20 protein-coding genes are annotated in these 18385 nt (G+C 67.0%); 17 read left to right on the top strand and 3 right to left on the bottom strand.

Annotated features, from left to right (window positions below):
- Positions 1 to 30 precede the first annotated feature (30 nt).
- The 6 genes from KGR00_RS15140 to KGR00_RS15115 all read left to right on the top strand — a co-directional run bounded on the left by KGR00_RS15140 (position 31) and on the right by KGR00_RS15115 (position 3191).
- Entirely contained in the window at positions 31 to 378 is a 348-nt protein-coding gene (locus tag KGR00_RS15140; RefSeq protein WP_224419523.1) for a putative quinol monooxygenase, read from the top strand.
- 29 nt (positions 379 to 407) lie between these two features.
- Positions 408 to 935 carry a GNAT family N-acetyltransferase gene (locus KGR00_RS15135; RefSeq protein ID WP_224419522.1) on the top strand — a complete coding sequence of 176 codons (528 nt, stop codon included), beginning with the start codon at positions 408 to 410 and terminating at the stop codon, positions 933 to 935.
- Between the two features lie 151 nt (positions 936 to 1086).
- The gene (locus KGR00_RS15130) at positions 1087 to 1536 is read left to right on the top strand and encodes a GNAT family N-acetyltransferase (protein ID WP_129139992.1); all 450 of its coding nucleotides are present in this window, start codon (positions 1087 to 1089) and stop codon (positions 1534 to 1536) included.
- 130 nt (positions 1537 to 1666) lie between these two features.
- On the top strand, positions 1667 to 2191 hold the full coding sequence (locus tag KGR00_RS15125) for a hypothetical protein (protein WP_224419521.1): 525 nt from the start codon (positions 1667 to 1669) through the stop codon (positions 2189 to 2191).
- A complete protein-coding gene (locus KGR00_RS15120; protein WP_224419520.1) occupies positions 2191 to 2337 on the top strand; it encodes a hypothetical protein in 147 nt (48 codons plus the stop codon). The genes KGR00_RS15125 and KGR00_RS15120 overlap by 1 nt, the downstream gene beginning before the upstream one ends.
- Positions 2338 to 2558: 221 nt before the next feature.
- Entirely contained in the window at positions 2559 to 3191 is a 633-nt protein-coding gene (locus KGR00_RS15115) for a cell wall hydrolase (protein WP_129139993.1), read from the top strand.
- A gap of 70 nt (positions 3192 to 3261) precedes the next feature.
- Here KGR00_RS15115 and KGR00_RS15110 read toward each other — a convergent pair whose 3' ends face one another.
- The gene (locus tag KGR00_RS15110) at positions 3262 to 3465 is read right to left on the bottom strand and encodes a putative motility protein (RefSeq protein WP_129139994.1); all 204 of its coding nucleotides are present in this window, start codon (positions 3463 to 3465) and stop codon (positions 3262 to 3264) included.
- A 315-nt stretch (positions 3466 to 3780) separates the two neighbouring features.
- Here KGR00_RS15110 and KGR00_RS15105 point away from each other — a divergent pair, with 315 nt between their 5' ends.
- Positions 3781 to 4959, top strand: coding sequence for an MFS transporter (locus tag KGR00_RS15105; protein WP_224419519.1), 1179 nt, complete (start codon positions 3781 to 3783; stop codon positions 4957 to 4959).
- 2 nt (positions 4960 to 4961) lie between these two features.
- Here KGR00_RS15105 and KGR00_RS15100 read toward each other — a convergent pair whose 3' ends face one another.
- Both KGR00_RS15100 and KGR00_RS15095 read right to left on the bottom strand, forming a co-directional pair.
- Positions 4962 to 5657, bottom strand: coding sequence for an aspartate/glutamate racemase family protein (locus KGR00_RS15100; protein ID WP_224419518.1), 696 nt, complete (start codon positions 5655 to 5657; stop codon positions 4962 to 4964).
- 120 nt (positions 5658 to 5777) lie between these two features.
- Positions 5778 to 6050, bottom strand: coding sequence for a DUF1127 domain-containing protein (locus KGR00_RS15095; RefSeq protein WP_224419517.1), 273 nt, complete (start codon positions 6048 to 6050; stop codon positions 5778 to 5780).
- Positions 6051 to 6410: 360 nt separating this feature from the next.
- Here KGR00_RS15095 and nfo point away from each other — a divergent pair, with 360 nt between their 5' ends.
- From nfo to KGR00_RS15045, 10 genes are all read left to right on the top strand, one after another.
- A complete protein-coding gene (gene nfo, locus KGR00_RS15090) occupies positions 6411 to 7268 on the top strand; it encodes a deoxyribonuclease IV (RefSeq protein WP_224419516.1) in 858 nt (285 codons plus the stop codon).
- 18 nt (positions 7269 to 7286) lie between these two features.
- A complete protein-coding gene (locus KGR00_RS15085; protein WP_129139999.1) occupies positions 7287 to 7580 on the top strand; it encodes a hypothetical protein in 294 nt (97 codons plus the stop codon).
- 125 nt (positions 7581 to 7705) lie between these two features.
- Positions 7706 to 8227, top strand: a complete 522-nt coding sequence (locus tag KGR00_RS15080) for an invasion associated locus B family protein (RefSeq protein ID WP_224419515.1) — start codon at positions 7706 to 7708, stop codon at positions 8225 to 8227.
- A gap of 268 nt (positions 8228 to 8495) precedes the next feature.
- On the top strand, positions 8496 to 10523 hold the full coding sequence (locus KGR00_RS15075; protein ID WP_224419514.1) for a hypothetical protein: 2028 nt from the start codon (positions 8496 to 8498) through the stop codon (positions 10521 to 10523).
- A gap of 189 nt (positions 10524 to 10712) precedes the next feature.
- Entirely contained in the window at positions 10713 to 11222 is a 510-nt protein-coding gene (locus KGR00_RS15070; protein WP_224419513.1) for a hypothetical protein, read from the top strand.
- The gene (locus KGR00_RS15065) at positions 11219 to 14170 is read left to right on the top strand and encodes a hypothetical protein (RefSeq protein ID WP_224419512.1); all 2952 of its coding nucleotides are present in this window, start codon (positions 11219 to 11221) and stop codon (positions 14168 to 14170) included. Before KGR00_RS15070 ends, KGR00_RS15065 begins: the two co-directional genes overlap by 4 nt.
- Positions 14160 to 14984, top strand: coding sequence for an FTR1 family protein (locus KGR00_RS15060; protein WP_224419511.1), 825 nt, complete (start codon positions 14160 to 14162; stop codon positions 14982 to 14984). The genes KGR00_RS15065 and KGR00_RS15060 overlap by 11 nt, the downstream gene beginning before the upstream one ends.
- The gene (locus KGR00_RS15055; RefSeq protein WP_224419510.1) at positions 14968 to 16407 is read left to right on the top strand and encodes an FAD-dependent oxidoreductase; all 1440 of its coding nucleotides are present in this window, start codon (positions 14968 to 14970) and stop codon (positions 16405 to 16407) included. Before KGR00_RS15060 ends, KGR00_RS15055 begins: the two co-directional genes overlap by 17 nt.
- Positions 16349 to 16987 carry a hypothetical protein gene (locus tag KGR00_RS15050; protein ID WP_224419509.1) on the top strand — a complete coding sequence of 213 codons (639 nt, stop codon included), beginning with the start codon at positions 16349 to 16351 and terminating at the stop codon, positions 16985 to 16987. Before KGR00_RS15055 ends, KGR00_RS15050 begins: the two co-directional genes overlap by 59 nt.
- Positions 16984 to 18366, top strand: a complete 1383-nt coding sequence (locus tag KGR00_RS15045; protein ID WP_224419508.1) for a hypothetical protein — start codon at positions 16984 to 16986, stop codon at positions 18364 to 18366. Before KGR00_RS15050 ends, KGR00_RS15045 begins: the two co-directional genes overlap by 4 nt.
- The last annotated feature ends 19 nt before the right edge of the window (positions 18367 to 18385 follow it).

Here is an 18385-nt window from a genome sequence, read left to right as displayed (position 1 = left end):
CGGCCTGATCCCATCCGTCACGGAGTCCGCATGTCATCCAAGGTCTATTGCATTGCCAGCTTCAAGCCCAAGCCCGGCAAGGAAGATGCGGTATTCAGGGCGCTCCAGGCCCTGGAACCCAACGCCCATCGCGAGGACGCCTGCCTGCGCTATACCGTGACCCGCCATGTCGACAACCCTTTCGCCCGGGGCACCAGCTACCCGATCGTCTTCCACGAGGTCTGGGCCGATCGCGCCTCCTTCGAGGCCCACTGCCAGCGCGAGGAGATCCGCCGGTTCTTCGCCACGCACCTGGAAGCCGAGGACGGCGACATCGAGGACGCCAACGTCTGCGTCTATACCGACGAGCCCAGCGATTTCGACGCCCCGGCGCTCTAGGTTGGAAACCCGCTTGCAGACCCCATGACATGAGTGGCCACGATCACCGCCCGCGTCTGGCGATGTATCGGTCGACCGACGCCGTCACCCTCAACCTCGGCGACGAGATCGTGCATCTGGAGCCCGCGACTCCGGCCGACCGCGGGCGAGCCGAGCGACTGGTGCGCGACAACATGCGCCCCTCCCTGAAGCAAGTCGGGGTCGCCTGGCGCCCCCGCCTGTTTCGCGAGGGCTATGCCGAAGCGGACAATTATCGCCTGATGGCCGGCCAGACGCTCGTCGGCTTTCTCTCCCTGAACTACACCGCCACGCACGCCTATCTTCGCGAACTGCAGCTCGTGCCCGCCTATCGTCGGCGTGGCATCGGCAGTTGGCTGTTGCGCGAAGTGGAGCGGCTCGCCCGCCACCGGCGGCTGGATCGCATTCGGCTGCGCGTGCTCAAGAACAGTCCAGCGCTCGATCTCTACCGGCGTCACGGGTATCGCGTGGCGATCGAGGAAAACGCCACGCTGGGCATGGAGAAGACACTCGGTACCGGGGCGCCGAACGCTAGATAAGGACCACCTCGGACGCCACCATAGGGCGACGCCTTGAATGCGCTTGTTCGAGTTCCGCCCCGCTCCATTCCTCACCCTGCATGAACGGCCAAAGGGATTGTCAGGCACACACAGAACACCTGACCGATTGCAGTGCTGACGGAGATAGAACATGGACATCCATTTGAGAATGGCGACAGAAAGCGATCTGGACATCGTGGAACCTTATGTTCGTGCCTATCATGAGTTCGAGGGCATTTGCGGTGATGAAACATATTCGCCATCCTCGATCCGGCCGCTTCTCGGCGACAGTGAACTGGGCCGCTTATGGATCATTGATTGGGATTCACAACCGATAGGATATATTGCAGTTTGCTTCGTGCATTCCATCGAATTCGGAGGGCGCGAAGCGACCATCGACGAGTTTTTCATCGTTCGAGAAAAAAGAGGCATGGGTATCGGCAAGATCATCCTGAATCGTGTCAAGCAGGCGCTGGCAGCGCTCGGTGTCCGAGCGCTGAGCCTGGAGGTCGCGCGGAACAACGAACAAGCCCAGCGCCTTTATCGTTCGGCGGGGTTCGCCGCCCGAGAACGTTATGTACTGATGTCGGCACCTTGCTAACTCAGTGCCAAGCGCGAGCCATCGTAGGAATCAGAATGAAATCGTCAGAATTGCCGGCTGGGGCAGCTCCGCTACAGGTGTGCAGAGCCTCAGAAGGCTGCGGGTCAAGAAGAGGAACGGAATGGTTATCATGAAAAGGCTCATCACGATGGCCATGGCCTTGCTCGCCACTTCGGTCACAATGGCGGCGGAGCCCCCCGAACCCAAGGAGCTGCCCGCCACCATCGACGCCCGAGTCAAAAGCCTTTCCGAACGGGGCGATGCTCTAGCAGAGCGCCAACATTACCGCAAGGCTATCGCGACCTATCGGCAGGCATGGGAACTTCTACCCGAGCCAAAGCAAGAGTGGGATGCTGCATTATGGCTGCTCGCCGCCATTGGCGATGCCAATTTTCTTGACGACGATTACGCCGCGTGTCGTGACAACTTCAGTGCCGCAATGCACCTTCCCGGGGCCATCGGAAATCCATTCCTGCACCTTCGGCTCGGCCAGTGCCAATATGAACTCGGCAACATGGCAAGAGCCGAGGACGAACTGGCACGAGCCTACATCCCTGCAGGCAAGGCAATTTTCGAACTCGATGATCCCAAGTATTTGACGTTCATCAAATCCAAGTTACAACCACCGCCGCAAGGCTGGCCGGAAGGGTGGTAATGACACCCAACCATCGGTTTCCCGCCCCAGGCTATATAACCGGATGCCGATGGACGCACTTCCTCGGCGATGGCGCCGCCAACTATCTGCCGGGCGAGATGGCGACGATCCTGGTGTCGCTCGACCTGTCGATGCGCTGGGCGTGATGGCGCAGGGTCCGCAGGCCGCCTGGGTTTTAGTGGGTGGTCCTGGGCCTCCCGGAACACGAACGGACCGCGTGAGTCAGACCGGACAGTGTGCACGCCGCCTCAGTGGCCGGTATGACGCACCGAACCAGCCACCGGCTTCCAGTGCGACGATCTACACTCACTGCGAGCGTCGACACGGGACGCCCGTCCGCGACAATCCGCGTCAGGAGTCATCCATCATGCACTCACCCACTCGGGGAATCGCTGCCTGCCTGCTCTGTCTTGCCCTCGCGCTCCCGGGCATCGCCGCGGCCGACGCGCCCTCCCCGAAGGCGGTCATCGCCGAAAGAAAGGCGGAGAACCTGCAGGACAGCGCCGCCTCCGATGGCGACGGCAAGCCGCCCACCAGGGCCGAGCTGATCACCCCACCCGGCGTCCAGGCCGTCGACCCCGCCGGTGAAGCGCCGCTCGACGACCCCATTACCTGTCTGGCGCGTTCCATCTACTGGGAGGCCCGCGGCACCGAGGCCACCGACATGGAAGCCGTCGCCAACGTGGTAATGAACCGACTCGGCAGCCCGGGGTTCCCCGATACTGTCTGCGGCGTGGTCAAGCAGGGCTCGGAACAGGGCAGTTGCCAGTTCTCGTGGTGGTGCGACGGGCGTGCCGACGATGCCAGGGAGGACACCGCCTACGACACGGCCAAGGAGGTCGCACGCAAGGCGCTCAACGGGCAACTGAAAGATCGGACCGGCGGCGCACTGTTCTTCCATCACCGCAATGCGGCACCCTACTGGTCGAAGCAGTTCACCCAGACCTTCGAGGCTGGCGACTTCATCTTCTATCGGCCGGAGGGCGACTGCCCCTGCTGATGATCGCCGGCACGGCGAGGCGAGAAAGGAGACGCCGCGGGATCACCACGGCGCCGTAGGTAGCGCCCGATCAGGCGACGGTGTTGATGCGGGTACCGACGGTGCCGGTCGTGGCCAGCTGGTTCTGCGGAGTCACGGAGTCCATCAGTTGTTCCATCTGTGACGCTTGCGTATCCAGCGCCTGCTTGAGCAGGCTCGTCTGGGCCTGCTGGTCGGCATTGAACTGCTGAAGGGCCACGGCCGTGCCCACGGTGGCGTTGACGGATGTATCCACGTTGCGAACCTCGGCATCGGTGAGTGTATGTCGAACCTACACCCTGTCTATCGGCATCGCCACGCCCAACCTTAGCGCGGATACGAAATACCAACACGAGCGCCTCGACCGTGACATCCCGCTTCCCGAACGCCGCTCGCCGATGGCGTCGTGTCGCGATCACGCCCTAGCCTCTGAGATAACATTATGGAATCCAATTAATAATAAACATGAATTGTTTTTATAAAAGGAGCGCTATACCGTCACTCGACCCCCGAAGCGACGAGTACCAAGGCGATGACGACGCCCCCGAGCCGAACGAACGGCAGTTGGCAGATGAACCTTTGGATCAGCGGTGGCGGAGCCTTCATCAATGTCGTGGCGATGACATTGATGTTGCCTTTCCTGCCCGCCTACCTGGAGACCCTGGACGATTACTCCACAGACGCGGTGTATCTCTGGTCAGGGGCGATCTATTCGGCGACCTTCATCACCGCGGCCTTGCTCGCGCCGCTGTGGGGAAAGCTATCCGATCGTTACGGCTGCCGTCTCAACCTGGTCCGCGCCAGCCTGGGCATGTTCGTCTGCATGACGCTGATGGGGCTGGCGACCAGCGCCTGGCAACTGGCATTGCTGCGCCTGCTGACCGGCGTGGCCGGCGGCTACGCGTCCGGCGCGACCATCCTGATGGCCCGGGAGGCGCCCGCCGAGCGCAGTGGCTACGCACAGGGCGCCCTCTCGGCCTGCATCCTCGCGGGCAGCCTTGTCGGCCCCGCCCTGGGCGGCATCCTCGCCACTCATGTGGGCATGCGCGAGGCCCTGTTGATCACCGGCAGCCTGATCTTCGTCAACGTCCTGGCGACCGCCCTGCTGATTCGCGAGCGAGTACCGCCGGGGCGCCGCAATTCCCAGGCCGACTCCCGCCCCGCGACGACTCGGGTACGACCGGTCATGCTTGCGGTGCTGGTGGCCACCGCAGGCCTGATGGTCGCTACCCTGTCGATCGAGCCGATCATCTCGACGGTCGTCGCCGGACTGGACAACCACGGCCTGGCGATGGCCTCGGCGGCCGGCCTGGTACTCTCCGCCACGGCGCTGGGCAGCCTGATCTCGTCGCTGAGGCTCGGTACCCTCGCCGACCGTTACGGCGCCCGACGTGTCGCCATCGCCGGCCTGTTGGTCAGCATCGCCTGCATCGTGCCTCAGGCCTTCGTCGACGATCTGATCACGCTGACAACGCTGCGTTTCGCGATGGGGCTCGCGCTCGGCGGCGTGCTGCCCTGCCTGAAAGCGGCGCTGCGAGAACTCGGCAATGACGCTGCCCAGCTCGGCGTGGTGCTGGGCTGGTCGACCGCCTTTCAATACCTCGGTCAGGTACTCGGCCCGCTGCTCGGCAGCATCATCGCAGCCGGATGGGGTATGCCCCATGTCTTCGTGGCGACGGCGCTGGTGTCGCTGGCCTGTGCCCTGCTGCTGGCGGCCATTCGCGACGAGACGGCCCCGGCTACCGCGTGAGCTCAGTCGTCCAGCGCGAAGGCGAGCGCTGCCCGGGCGTGCAGGTCGGTGGTATCGAACAGCGGCAACGCGGTGTGCGCCTGCTGTACCAGCAAAGCGATCTCGGTGCAGCCCAGGATCACGCCCTCGGCCCCCCGCGAGGCCAGCGTGTCGATGATCGCCAGGTAGCGCTCGCGGGAGGTGTCGTCGATGGTTCCCAGTACCAGCTCCTGGAAGATGATGTCGTGAACGGCCTGGCGCGCTTCGGCGTCGGGGACCACGACCTCGATACCGTGACGCTGCTCCAGACGTTCCCGATAGAAAGGCTGCTCCATGGTGAAGCGCGTTCCCAGCAGGCCGACGCGGCGAATCCCGGCCTCGCGCAGCGCCGCTCCCGTGGCGTCGGCGATATGCAGTAGCGGAATGTCGATGGCGGTCTCGATCGCCTCGGCGACGCAATGCATGGTGTTGGTGGCCAGCACCAGGCAGTCGGCGCCGCCCGCCTCGACCTGGCGCGCCGAGGCGGCCAGGTAGCGTCCGGCCGCGTCCCAGTCGCCGGCCCGCTGCAGGGTCTCGATGTCGGCGAAGTCGACGCTGACCAGGCACACGCGGGCCGAATGGAAGCCACCCAGGCGGGCCTTGACGCCCTCGTTGAGCAGCCGGTAATAGCTCTGGGTCGACTCCCAGCTCATCCCACCGAGCACACCGATGGTCTTCATGCTTGTCTCTCCTTGGATAGGTATTCCAGTGCATGGGGCGACGACGGGGCCGATCCCTTGGTTCCGTCGTCGATGGGGCATGGAGTCGCCGCGACCGCTCCTCCGGCGGCCGCGGCCACGCTAGGTCAGCGCCGCGCCACAGTGGGGACAGTATCCCCCTTCGTCACGGTTGCCGGCCACCCGCGGCGTGCCGGTGAGCGGCAGTTGACGCACCTCGACGCGCGCGGCGAAGGCCTCGGGGTCGAGCGGCCTGACGGCGCCGGCCTCGACATGCAGGCCGACATCGCGCAGCAGGCGCGCGTCGAGGTGGGCCAGCGACTCGAGGGTCACGCGACCACGGCGACGGGCATGCAGCGCACGTGCGATGTTGCGGTAGAGTGTTGCCAGAATCATGGGTCGGTCTCCTGTCGGGAGGCCGGGATCCTGGCGAGGCAAAGAGAGATGGCTGGTGAGAAATCACTCGGGGCCGCGGTAGGATCCGCGGCCGGGAAAGTCAGACTCGATCGACGGCACACGGACGGACGCACATACGTGGGTCACGATGATTCATGACTCGGTACGTGGCGTTGGTCCAGGTGGCCCGGGATAGCATCATGTCGAGGTCCGACGGGTGGTTGACGAAAAAGCGATGGCTTTATCGACCATCGCTCATTCATTAGAACCATCCCTTATTAACGGCGTCAACCGGCACGATTCGCGAACCGTCCGCTCAGGCTCTATCATGACGCCCTTCCGGAATCCGTGGAGCCGTGAATGAAGCACATCGGAGCCCATGTCAGCGCCGCCGGCGGCCCGGCGAAAGCCATCGAGCGCGCCGTCGAGATCGGCGCCGACGCCCTGGCGCTGTTCACCAAGAACCAGCGCCGCTGGCACGCCAAGCCGTTGAGCGAAACCGCCATCGCCGAGTTTCGCGAGGCCTGCACCCACCATGGCTTCGGTCCGGGGCAGATCCTTCCCCACGACAGCTATCTGATCAACCTCGGTCACCCCGAGCGCGACGGCCTGGAGAAATCGCGGGCGGCGTTCCTCGACGAATGCCGGCGTTGCGAGCAGCTCGGCCTCACGCTGCTCAACTTCCATCCCGGCAGCCATCTGGGGCGGATCAGCGAGGACGACTGCCTGGCACGCATCGCCGAGTCGATCAACTGGGCCCATGCGCAGACCGAGTCGGTCGTCGCGGTGATCGAGAACACCGCCGGCCAGGGCACCAACCTCGGCCACCGCTTCGAGCATCTGGCGGCGATCATCGAGCAAGTCGACGACAAGTCCCGCGTCGGCGTGTGCATCGATACCTGCCATGCCTTCGCCGCCGGCTACGACCTGCGCAGCGCGCAAGCGACCACCGCCACGCTCGACGAATTTGGCGAGATGGTCGGCTTCGACTACCTGCGCGGCATGCATCTCAACGACGCCAAGAGCGCGTTCGCCAGCCGCGTCGATCGGCATCACAGCCTCGGCCATGGCAATATCGGCCTCGAGGGCTTCACGACCCTGATGCGCGACCCGCGGCTCGACGGGATTCCGCTGATTCTGGAAACCATCGACCCGGCGCTGTGGTCGGAAGAGATCGCCTGGCTGCGCGCCCAACAGGCCATGCCTCGGCCCGCCTGATTCGACACAAGGACCCCCATGCGAGAAGACGGATTCTTCAACTGGCTGGGCGAAACGCTCGGCGACGCCATTCACGCCCTCGTCGAGCTGCTGCGCTCGCTGTTCGGTGGCCTCTACTTCGCGCTTCACGACTTCCTCGAGGGGCTGACCGGCTCGCTGGGGATCAGCGCCTCGCTGTTCAGCCTGATCGTGCTGGTCATCGGCCTGCTGCTGCTCTACAAGGGACTACGCGCCTTCCTGCGCGGCAGTGTCGTCGGCGGCCTTTGCTGGGTGCTGATCGGCCTGTTCGTGCTGGGCTGGCTGATCGCCTGAATGGGCCCGGCCGATCGCTCGCCACCCCCGGCAAGGGCGCCGCATTCGCCAGCGGCCCCCTCATCGTGTTGAACTACCTTGAACCCGAGTCCTTCCACCATCCGACGACAAGGAGTCCCCTCGCCATGCTCGAACGCCTGACCCGCCGCCTGCTGGCCACCGCCCTGATACTGATGGCCGTGGCCCCGGTGGCCTTCGCCCAGCAGCAGGGCGCCAACGGTGCCAACGTCAAGACCCAGCGCTTCCAGGACTGGGAGGTGCGCTGCCCGACCGACCCCACCCAGGGCAACTGCACCATGACCCAACTGATCGACAACCCCGGGGGCAACGAGCCGGTGATGCGCGTGGTGATCGCCTATCCGCCCCAGATCGACGGGCCGGCGATGGTCTTCCTGCTGCCGCTGGGCGTGCGCCTCGCCCCGGGCCTGCAACTGACCATCGATAACAGCAAGCCGCTCAAGTTCCCCTATCAGGTCTGCGTGCCGGATGGCTGCCGGGCGGACATCCCGGTCAAGCCGGAGCTGCTCAACCAGCTGCGCAGCGGCAGCAAGGCGACCGTGAGCCTGATCGGTCCCGACGGCCAGCGCATGGACCTCGACATCTCGCTGATGGGCTTTACCGACGCCAGCCAGCGGATCGCCCGCTGACCCCGAGCGGCCGCGTCATGCCGCCGGACGACGGCCCCGCGATGGGGCCGTCGTCGCTTCCCGCCCGGCTTCACCGCCCCCCGCACCGCTCGCCCTTCCCGATGGCGCGCTCTCGGCACAAGGTCGCAGCGACTCGCGATTGCCAACCGAAATGCCAACCAATATCATTTGATGCTCATCACGCTTGCGCGGCCACCGCTCCTTCGTCTCGCCGTGCCGGGCGTGTCGATCATCGCGACACTCATCATCGGGATACGAAAGGAACACCATGAAACGCACAACACTGGTGGTTGCGCCCTGGCTGCTGGCCTGCGCGTCGGCCCAGGCCGGCGTCACGGTCAACGTCGACGACGACACCTTCGAGGTCGGACCGGGCATGCTGGCCTATACCGAATTCGAACTCTCCGGGGAGCCCCTGGCCGAGTCGCTGGGTCTCGACCTCGACATCCTCGACCCCAATGCCATCGACCAGCCCACGGCGTTCGACTACACCGCCGGCATCGAGAGCTACGAGTACTCCGAAGAGGCCATGTACGCGGTCAACTACCAGTCGCGAATGGGCCCGCACCTCGCCAACGGCCCGCGCAACCAGGCCCGCGGCGGTAGTCTCGAGGATCTCGGCAAGCGGGTGATCGGCCTGAGCCAGGCCGTCGGCTATCCCACCGACGAGATCCCCCTGAACCTCTACCCGATCAGCCTGCCGCTGCGCGCCGGCGTGCCCGCCTTCGCCGGCAAGGTCGACACCAGCGTCGTCAACCACGATGAAGTCACCACCGCCGGCGGCGAGACGGTGCAGACCGACATCCCCGCCTACAGCCGCGACTTCGCCAGCCTGGCCTGGGATCCCGCGCAGATGGACGATCAGCTGAGCCCGGCGGCGATCGGCGGCATGCTGCTCAAGGAAGTCATGTGGTCGCAGGACTTCCTGGGCGGCATGCACACCACCGACGGCGACGAGGAAACCGCCGCCCGGTCCGCCGACATGGACCAGGACGGCACCTACGCCCTGGGGGTCTCCTCGGTCGACGGCTTCAACGGCATGCTGCTCACCGAGATCTCGCTGGACAAGATGGCCCTGCTCCAGAACCGGCTGGCCTACGATGGCGAGTCGCTCGGCGCCGAGGTGAGTCCTGACTACGATCCCGCCGAGCAGCCGGTGTGGTTCCCGCATCGCATCGACACCAGTCTCGTCCAGCAGCAGGGCGTCAACGCCCTCGGCGAACTGAGCGTCGCCGATGCCAGCTCGCAGCTGCGCGACGAATGGATGCTGCTGTGGCCGCTCGCCGAGTACTACGGCTTCACCGACCAGCGCGACGCCAACCAGTCGCAGAACCCGGCCTTCCTCGCCGTGTTCGACGGCCAGCCGTTCAAGGCCACCGCCGAGGCCAATCGTGACGACGACACCACCAACGACGTCGTCGGCGACGACGCCTTCTCGCTGGCCAGCAATCTCGCGCACCTGGTCTTCAGCAACCTCGATGCGCTGCACTTCGACGATGAGGCCGGCACTCTGGTCGATACCTGGCAGGACGGCGAGCGCGGCCAGCACGTCACCACCTTCGACGCCGCCTATAGCCTGGTGGCGCTGGACATCTACCATCGCGCCCAGAGCGCGCAGCCGGTCGGCTACGCCAGCGCCGAGGCCGCGGCCTCCGAAATCGAGACCGATCTCGGCGAACGCGCCCTGACGATGCTCCGTCGTCAGGCCGACTTCCTGCTCGCCAACGCCTTCACCGACGATGGCCTGGTCAGCGACGGCCTGACTCTGGACGGCGACGCCGTGACAGCCGACGACGGCCGGTCGCTGGCCACCCAGTTCGCCATGCTGCGCGGCCTGGGGGCGGCCTTCGCCGCGACCAAGGATGCCAAGTACCGCGACGCCGGGCGCAAGCTGTATCTCGCCATCGACGAGCAACTCTACGATGACGCCGTGGGCACCTGGGCCACCCGGCCCGGCGAGCCCACCGTGCACACCCCGCTGAGCGAGGCGGCGATCTCCGGCGGGCTGCGCAGCGCCATGCTGCAGTTCCGCAACGAAGGCCAGGAAAACGCCGCGGCCCTGGAACTCGGCCCGCTGACCCAGCGCTACGTGAGCTGGTTCCGCACCGTGCACAACGGCCCGAGTCTCGACGGCGGCATGCAGCTCGCCGAATGGGGCACCGACACCGGCGAGCACGTGATCCCCGGCAAGGGCGGCGATACCGACGACGACCACGTCCCGCAGGTCACCGCCGCCGGCGATGGCAACGGCATGGCCGCGGTCATGGCCGCCAAGGCGACGGTCGCGGCCGACTGACACGCCACCCCGCTCGACCGAAGGCCGCCCCACCGGGCGGCCTTTTGCGTTGTCGGCCGTCGCGACATGCGTCAGGTCAAGGAACCTTGCGCCACGCCGAAGGTCGAGCAGAAAAGAACAAGCGAATAAGAATGAGGGTTGATATCATCTAGTCTCCCAGCAGAGAACGGTTATCGCGCACAGCTCGACATGACGACGTTGCCCACCCGACTGACATCGCGCTCCCCGCTGCCCGAGGCCGCCGCCGGGTACTGGTGGCGGCTGGCCTATCGTCATCGCGCCGCGGAGTGGACCCTCTACGCCCTGCTGCTCACCGGCCTGCCGCTGGTCGCCTGGTGGGCGGCGGACTGGCCGTTGCAGCGCTGGTCGCTGGCCCTGCACGGCCTGCTCGGCATGTTCGGCGCGCCACTCGTGGTGGCGCCCTTCTGGCTCGCTCACCGGCGGCTCTTGCAGACTTCGCGCAAGGCCTTGCTGCGCGTCACCGGCCGGCTGATGGAAATTCTCCTGCTGATCATCGCCGTCAGCGGCTTCTATCTGGTGTGGTGGGGCAATCGCGGCGACACGCTGGGTGCCGTCATGCACTGGGCCCACCTGATCGCCACCCTGACCTTCGCCCCGCTGCTGCTGCGTCACGCCTTCCGCTGGTCGGTACTGCGCCCGTTGTGGCGGCGCCTGGGCTGGCTGCGGACGACGCCATGAGTCGAGTGTCGCGCAGCACGGGGTGGCGGGGGCTGACGGCACTGGTGTGCCTGCTGGTCTGTGTCACGGCCTCGGCGGCGGTCAGCAGCGGCGGCTTCATCGCTTCGCCGGACGGTGACTTCCTCTATTCGGCCAATCTCGAAGCCGGCAGCGTCTCGCGGATCGCCGTCGACGATCCCGACCAGCGCATCGAGCGCCACCTGGGCCGCGACGTCAGACGTCTGGCCCTGGCACCCGACGCGGGGCTGCTGGCGGTGACCGACGATCTCGCCGAGACGCTCTGGCTGCTCGACGCCGATACCCTCGAGGTCGAGAAGACCCTGTCGCTGGCGAAGAAACCCTTCGGCGTGGTCTACGATGCCCGCAATCGGCTGTTCTGGGTCACGCTCTACGAGTCGGCCGAGCTGGTCGGTGTCGGCCTCGACGGCAAGATCCGCCAGCGCCTCGGCACCGCCGACACGCCGCGAGGCTTGGCGCTGCTCAGTGACGGCCGGCTACTGGTCAGCCACGCCATGACCGGCCAGGTGTCGCTCTACGACACCAGCCGTCTGCCGCCGAAGCGGGTCAAGCGCATCGACCTCGCCGTCGAACAGAATCCCGACGAGAGCGTCTCCCAGGGCCTGCCGCGGCGCCTCGACGACATCGCCGTGTCGCCGGACGAGAGCGTCGCCTGGCTGCCCCACGTGCTGTGGAACTTCGACCACCCCTTCCAGTTCCAGTCGACGGTGTTTCCGGCGATTTCGGAGCTCGCGCTGACCCCGGGCAAGGAGCGCGAGATCCTGCCCTGGCGCAAGCAGCTGTTCCAGCAGATCAACCTGCAGAACACCCGCAACCGCACCCTGATCACCTCCAACCCCACGGACGCCGAGTTCTCCGCCAGCGGCAAGAAGGTCTACGTGACCATGGCGGGGAGCGAGGACGTGCTGGTCTTCGATCGCTCGCGCGGGGTCCACGACCCCGAGAAGCTCGGCCACAGCAAGCGTGGCCGTGGCACCGAGAGCGGCGCCCAGGCCTCGCAGCTGGTGCGCGACATCCCCGGCGACAACCCGCGCGGGCTGGTGGCACTGGGCGACAAGCTCTACGTGCAGAACGCCATGAGCCTCGATGTCACGCGGCTGAATACCGGCGGCGACTCGCCCTTCGCGCGGGTCCGTGTCGACACCCCCCACTGGGCGAAACTGGTCGCCGAGGACCCGCTGCCGGCCCCGGTACGTCGCGGCAAGACGATCTTCAACGATGCCAATACCGCCGAGAACCCCGACTACCCGATGGCCGGCGACTTCTGGATGAGTTGCGACAGCTGCCACGTCGACGGCTTCAACTTCACCAACCGCTACCTGATGGCGGCCGGCGAGGCCAATCCGCATGGCCCCAATCGTTCGGACAACACCGCCATCACCGGCCACGCTGGCCTCGAGCACATGGTCGGCGGCGACTTCGTCGGCGACTACATCCGCATGATCCAGGACACCCAGGGCGGCCTCGGCGAGGACACCCGCGACGGCGCCAAGCCGGTCGATCCCGATCATCCCCCGGCGGTGGTGAAGACGGCCATGGACGATCTGCACGCCTACGTGACCCGCCGTCAGAACCTGCCCTACGTCTCCACCTGGCTGCGCTTCGACCGCGACGAACGCTTCGTCCACCCCGAGGAGTGGCTCAGCTCGGCCTCCTGCGCCGGCTGTCACAGCACCATCTACAAGCAGTGGGCCAACTCGAATCATCACTTCATGGGCGCCTCCAATCCCTATTACCGGGTGGTCGAGGACATCGCCGGCGAGAGCGAGGGTGAAGGCTTCCGCGCCTGGTGCCTGGGCTGTCACAACCCGCAGCGGCTGAGCGTGGGCAAGAAGACCCACGCCGACGACAACCGCATGTTCGACAGGGACGGCCAGACCCTGCTCGCCCAGTACCGGGACACCAGCCACGCTCTCGACGAGGGCACCGGCTGCCTGTTCTGCCACCGCATCACCCGGCTGGAGGACGCCGGCGGCAACGCCGCCTTCACCGTCAACCTCAAGGACCGCCCGACCTACCCCGGCGAGACCAGCGACAACCCCATGCTGCGCTGGTTCTCCGAGCGGTTGATCGGCGCCAAGCCCAAGGTTCATGCCGACTCCTACAGCCAGCCGTTCTACGACGACGCACGCTTCTGCGGCAACTGCCACGACGAGTTCTCGCCCGGCCCGGGATCCAAGATCGTCGGCACCTACCAGGCGTGGAAGACCTCCTCGTTCAACGACCCGGCACGCCCCGAGAAGCAGCGCAGCTGCATCGACTGCCACATGCACGGCGACATCTCGCGCATCGGCGAACCGGTTCCCGGACGCAGCACCGACGGCGGGCCGATGAAGGAGAACATGGTCAGCCACCAGTTCACCGGCGCCAACTACCATCTGGCCGGGTTGCGCAGCGACGAGCAGCGCCGCATGAGCATCGAGCTGCTGCGCACCGCCGCCGAGCTCGAGGAGCGGCTCGACGACGGCCGGCTGGTGGTCCGCGTGCGCAACGTCGGCGCCGCCCACAAGCTGCCCACCGGGGTCTCCGACTTCCGCCAGTTGTGGCTGCAGGTCACGGTCACCGACGCCAGCGGCCGGGAACTGATCCATAGCGGCTTCCCCGACGCCGACGGCAACCTGCCCGAGGACAGCCGCCTCTTCCGCAAGGTGATGGGCGACGAGAACGGCCGGCCGGTGAAACTGCACTTCTGGCGCTTCGCGCGGATGCTCGAGGACACCCGGATCCCCGCCGACGGCTACCGCGACGAGGCGTTCGAGTTGCCCGCCGACGTCGAATGGCCGATCACCGTCGACAGCAAGCTGCAGTTCCGCATCTACCCGCAGTGGATCACCGATCGCGTCCAGCAGGCATTCCCCGACCTGCCCACCCCCGACATCATCACCTTGAACCACCTTCGAGAGACCCTTGGAGCCGCCGATGCTGACTAGCTTCCTGATCACCTTCCGGGAGGGCCTGGAGGCCTTTCTGCTGGTGGGCGTGATCCTCGTCCACCTGGCCAAGCTGGATGCCCGACGCTACTTCCGCTACATCTACCTGGGCGTCGCCGCGGGCCTGGTGGTGTCGTTCGTCGCCGCAGTGATGTTCCAGGTGGTGGTCGATCAGTTTCACCAGCAGCAGTATCGGCAGATCTTCATGGCGGTGATCATGCTCACCGCCGCCGCGGTGCTCACCTACATGGTGACCTGGATGAGCAGGCAGGCGGGCAGGAAGGTCTCGCAGGTCCACGAGGATCTCTCGCAACTGGTCTCCGGCGGCGACGTGCTGGGCCTGTCGCTGCTGGCCTTCGTCTCGATCGCCCGCGAGGGCCTGGAAACCGTGCTGTTCTTCTCGGCGCTGACCTACAGTGGCGGCGCCGGCGGCCTGCAGGGCAGCGTCACGGGCGCCCTGATCGGGCTGGTGGCGGCCGTGGCGCTGGTCTGGGTGGTCTTCTCGCGGGCCCGCAAGGTGCCGCTGCAGCCGCTGTTCCGTTATACCAGCCTGCTGCTGATCGTGATCGCCGCCGGACTGCTGGCCTCGGCCACCAACATCCTGCAGGCCGCCGAGGTACTGCCGCTGTTCCAGGGCCAGTTGTTCGACCTGTCCGGCGTGCTCAGCGACCAGGGCCCGTTCGGCATGTTCCTGCGCGGCCTGTTCGGCTACAACGCCACCCCGACCACCGCCCAATTCGCGGTATGGGCCGTCTACCTGGCGGTATTCCTGGTCATCTGGCAACGGAGCTATCGTCATGCCCAGCACGGCTAACGTGCCCCCCCGCGCCGACCACGTCGCCGTGCTCGGCGGCGGCCCGGCCGGCCTCGCCGCCGCCTGGAAGCTGATCGAGAACGGCTGCAAGGTCACGGTACTGGAAGCCGAGGACGGTGTCGGCGGCCTGGCCGCCACCCAGGTGTTCGAGGGCCGTGCCGGCACCTACCGTTTCGACTTCGGCGGCCACCGCTTTCTGACCAAGAACCCGGAGCTGCTGGCGTTCATCGAGCAGCTCATGGGCGACGACCTGATGCACGCCCAGCGCTCCAGCGTGATCCGCTACCAGGGGCGCACCTACGACTACCCGCTGTCGCTGGGCAACCTGCTGCGCAACGCCCCGCCCGGGCTGCTCGCCGGGGCCTCCCTCGATCTGCTGAACAAGACCCTGCGCCCGCCGAATCTCGAGGAGCGCGACGACGAGATCAGCTTCGCCGAGTGGATCGAGGCGCGCTTCGGCAAGACGCTGTATCGCAACTTCTTCGAGGGCTACACCGGCAAGCTGTGGGGCATCGACCCGCGCCAGCTCTCCGGCGACTGGGCGGCCCAGCGCATCAGCCTGATCGACCTGCGCGACGTCGCCCGCCGGCTGATCCAGCGTCGTGGCGACACCCCGCGCACCTACGCCCGCCACTACCGCTACCCGCGTCACGGCTTCGGCATGATCTTCGACAACCTGGTCGATCTCATCCATCGTCACGGTGGCGAGGTGATCACCGGCGCGCCGGTCAAGGGCTTCGTCCGCGAGGCAGGCCGCATCAAGGCGGTGCGCTTCGGCCGCGACGGCGACGAAGGCGAGATGCCGGTGGATGCGGTGATCAGCAGCCTGCCGCTGCCCGAGATGGTGCGCATGCTCGGCGGCGAATCGCGGCTGGGCTTTCGCGCGCTGCGCTTTCTCAACATGCCGATGCGCGGCCCGGACATCTCGCCGCACACCTGGCAGTACCTGTCGGACCCGGACATTCTCGCCACCCGTCTGCAGGAACCGCGTCGTCGCTCGCCCTACATGGCCCCCGAAGGCCATACCTCGGTGATGCTCGAGATCCCCTGCAACGTCGGCGACGCCACCTGGCGGATGGACGGCGAGACGCTGCGCGAGCGTGCCCACGCCGACCTCGAACGCCTGGGCATCCCCCGCGAGCGCGCCACCGGCGAGCACTTCTCCGCCTACGCCGCGCATGCCTACCCGCTGATGGCGCTGGGCTACCATCAGGAGCGTCAGCGCAACCTGGGCTATCTGGGCCGCTTCGACAACCTGCTGATGTGCGGCCGCCAGGGCACCTTCCGCTACATCTTCACCGACACCGCCATGGAGATGGGCCAGTTGGCGGCCCAAGCCTTGCTGGAACAAAGAGACCTTCGCCATGAGATCTACAATCACCGCAACGAGAAGACCGTCATCGAGACCCAAAGCGTCGCCTGAGCCCCGCCCGGCGCGCCACCTCTGGCTGCTGGCGCTGCTGGTACTGCTCGCCCTGACGACCAGCCAGGCCTGGGCCTACTCCTATGCCGCCGCCGGCAAGGAGCCACTGATCGAGGGCCGCCAGACACTGCTCGACGCCCTGGCCGCCGACGATCAGGCCAAGGCGCTCGAGACCCTCGAGGATCTGAAGCCGGAGCTGGCCTACCTGCAGGAAGACTTCGACCGCGACTATTACGCCGAGCTCGAGAGCGCGGTGAAGAGCGGCGACACGGGCACCGTGGTCGCGGCCCTCGACAGCGCCTTCGTCGCCGAGATCCGGCGCCGCCTGGACGGCGCCGGCGAACACCTCGACGACTACCAGACCGCCAAGGCGCTGGTGTTCAAGGCCAAGCGCTTTCTCGATCTGGTCACGCCGCAGCTCGACGCCGATGCTCGCGACGCCGCCAACCAGGCGATCAACGCCGGCATGGACGCGCTGGGCAACCCCGGGGTGTTCGGCGTGGGTCAGAAGCCGGCCGACCCGGACGCCTACCGCGAGGCCAGAAAACACCTGCTGGAGGTCCTCGCGCCGCTGCAATGAGCGCTTCGCCCCACCGCCTGCGCCGCCCGGCTTCACGCTGGTCGGGCAGCCTTGCCGGGCTCGCGGCGCTCATCCTGGGCGCCGTACTGCTGTGGCGTTTCCCGGCCCTGCCCGGCAGCGACGATGCGCTGTTCCTGGCCCGCGGCGTCGAGCATTTCAGCGTCCTCGCGTTCTCGCCCAACTTCCCCGGCTACCCGGGGATGATCTGGCTGGCCCGCCTGCTGGCCCCTGTCACCGCCACGCCCTTCGCCGCGCTGTTCGGCGTCTCGCTGGTCGCCACCCTGGCGATGGCCTGGCTTGCCGGCGCGCTGTATCGCCGGCTGCTCGACGACGACCTCGGCGGCCTGACGGTGACCCTGTTGATTCTCGCCACCCCGCTGACCGGCCAGGTGGCGATCTCCGGTCTCACCGACGGCCCCGGCCTTTGCCTGCTGTTGCTGGCCGGTTGGCTGGCGCTGCGCGGCGGCGGCGTCACCACCGGCCTGGCCTGGGGGCTGGGCGGGTGCGTGCGGCCCACCTACGCGCTGCTGTGGCTGGCCCAGGCGGGCGGCTTCCTGCGTCGCCCCGGCTGGCCGTGGCGGCGTTTCGTCGTCGCCGTCATCTTCATGGTATTGGCCGCGCTGGCCTTCGTCTGGCAGGCCGACGGCGCCGCCTACGTCGCCGAGGGCTGGCGCTTCGTGATGGGCCATTTCCTGATCTGGGGCGAGGCGGCCGGCGCCCGTGACGCCCACACCAGTTGGCCCGGCGCGCTGCGCGAGGCTGGCGTGCAGGGCGTGATCTGGGCACTGCTGGGGCTGGTCGTGGCCCTCGCCACCCCGTGGCTGACACGGCATCGCCCGGCCCTGCGCCCCTGGCTGCTGCTGTGGTGGCTGGCGCTGGCCTGGACCGCCCTGGCCCAGAACCCGCAGCATCTGCGTCACCTGCTGCCGCTCGTCGCGCTCGGCGGGTTGCTCGCCGTCGCCGCGCTGCGCGCCCTGCTGCCGAGGTACCTGGCGACGGGGCTGCTCGCCGCGCTGCTGCTCGGCCAGGGCACGCTGCTGGTCGGGGCGCTGGCCGGCGCCCCGCGCCTGGCGCCGGTCCAGCAGGCGATCGCCTATCTGCGCCATCATCCCGGCGACTCGCAACTGGTGACCCACCACGAGGTCGAGCTGCTGCGCGCGGCGCTGCCCCGGTTGGGGGTCACCGACGCCTACTACCACGGCGACGCCGCCATTCGCCTGCGCGCGGGCAGCTGGCGGCTGGTCTCGACAGCCGCCCTGGTCAATGCCTTCGACGGCCGGCGCTGCGCCTTCTTCCCCGCCCGACTGACCGGCGATACGCCACTCTGGCTGGTACATACGCGACCCCCTTGCCCTCGAAAGCAACGGGCCGCTCGATGAGCGGCCCGTCGTCCTGCCT

The organism is Modicisalibacter sp. MOD 31.J, assembly GCF_020147985.1.
Classification (GTDB): Bacteria; Pseudomonadota; Gammaproteobacteria; order Pseudomonadales; family Halomonadaceae; genus Modicisalibacter; species Modicisalibacter coralii.
This window is presented reverse-complemented; position numbering and strand designations above follow the sequence as displayed.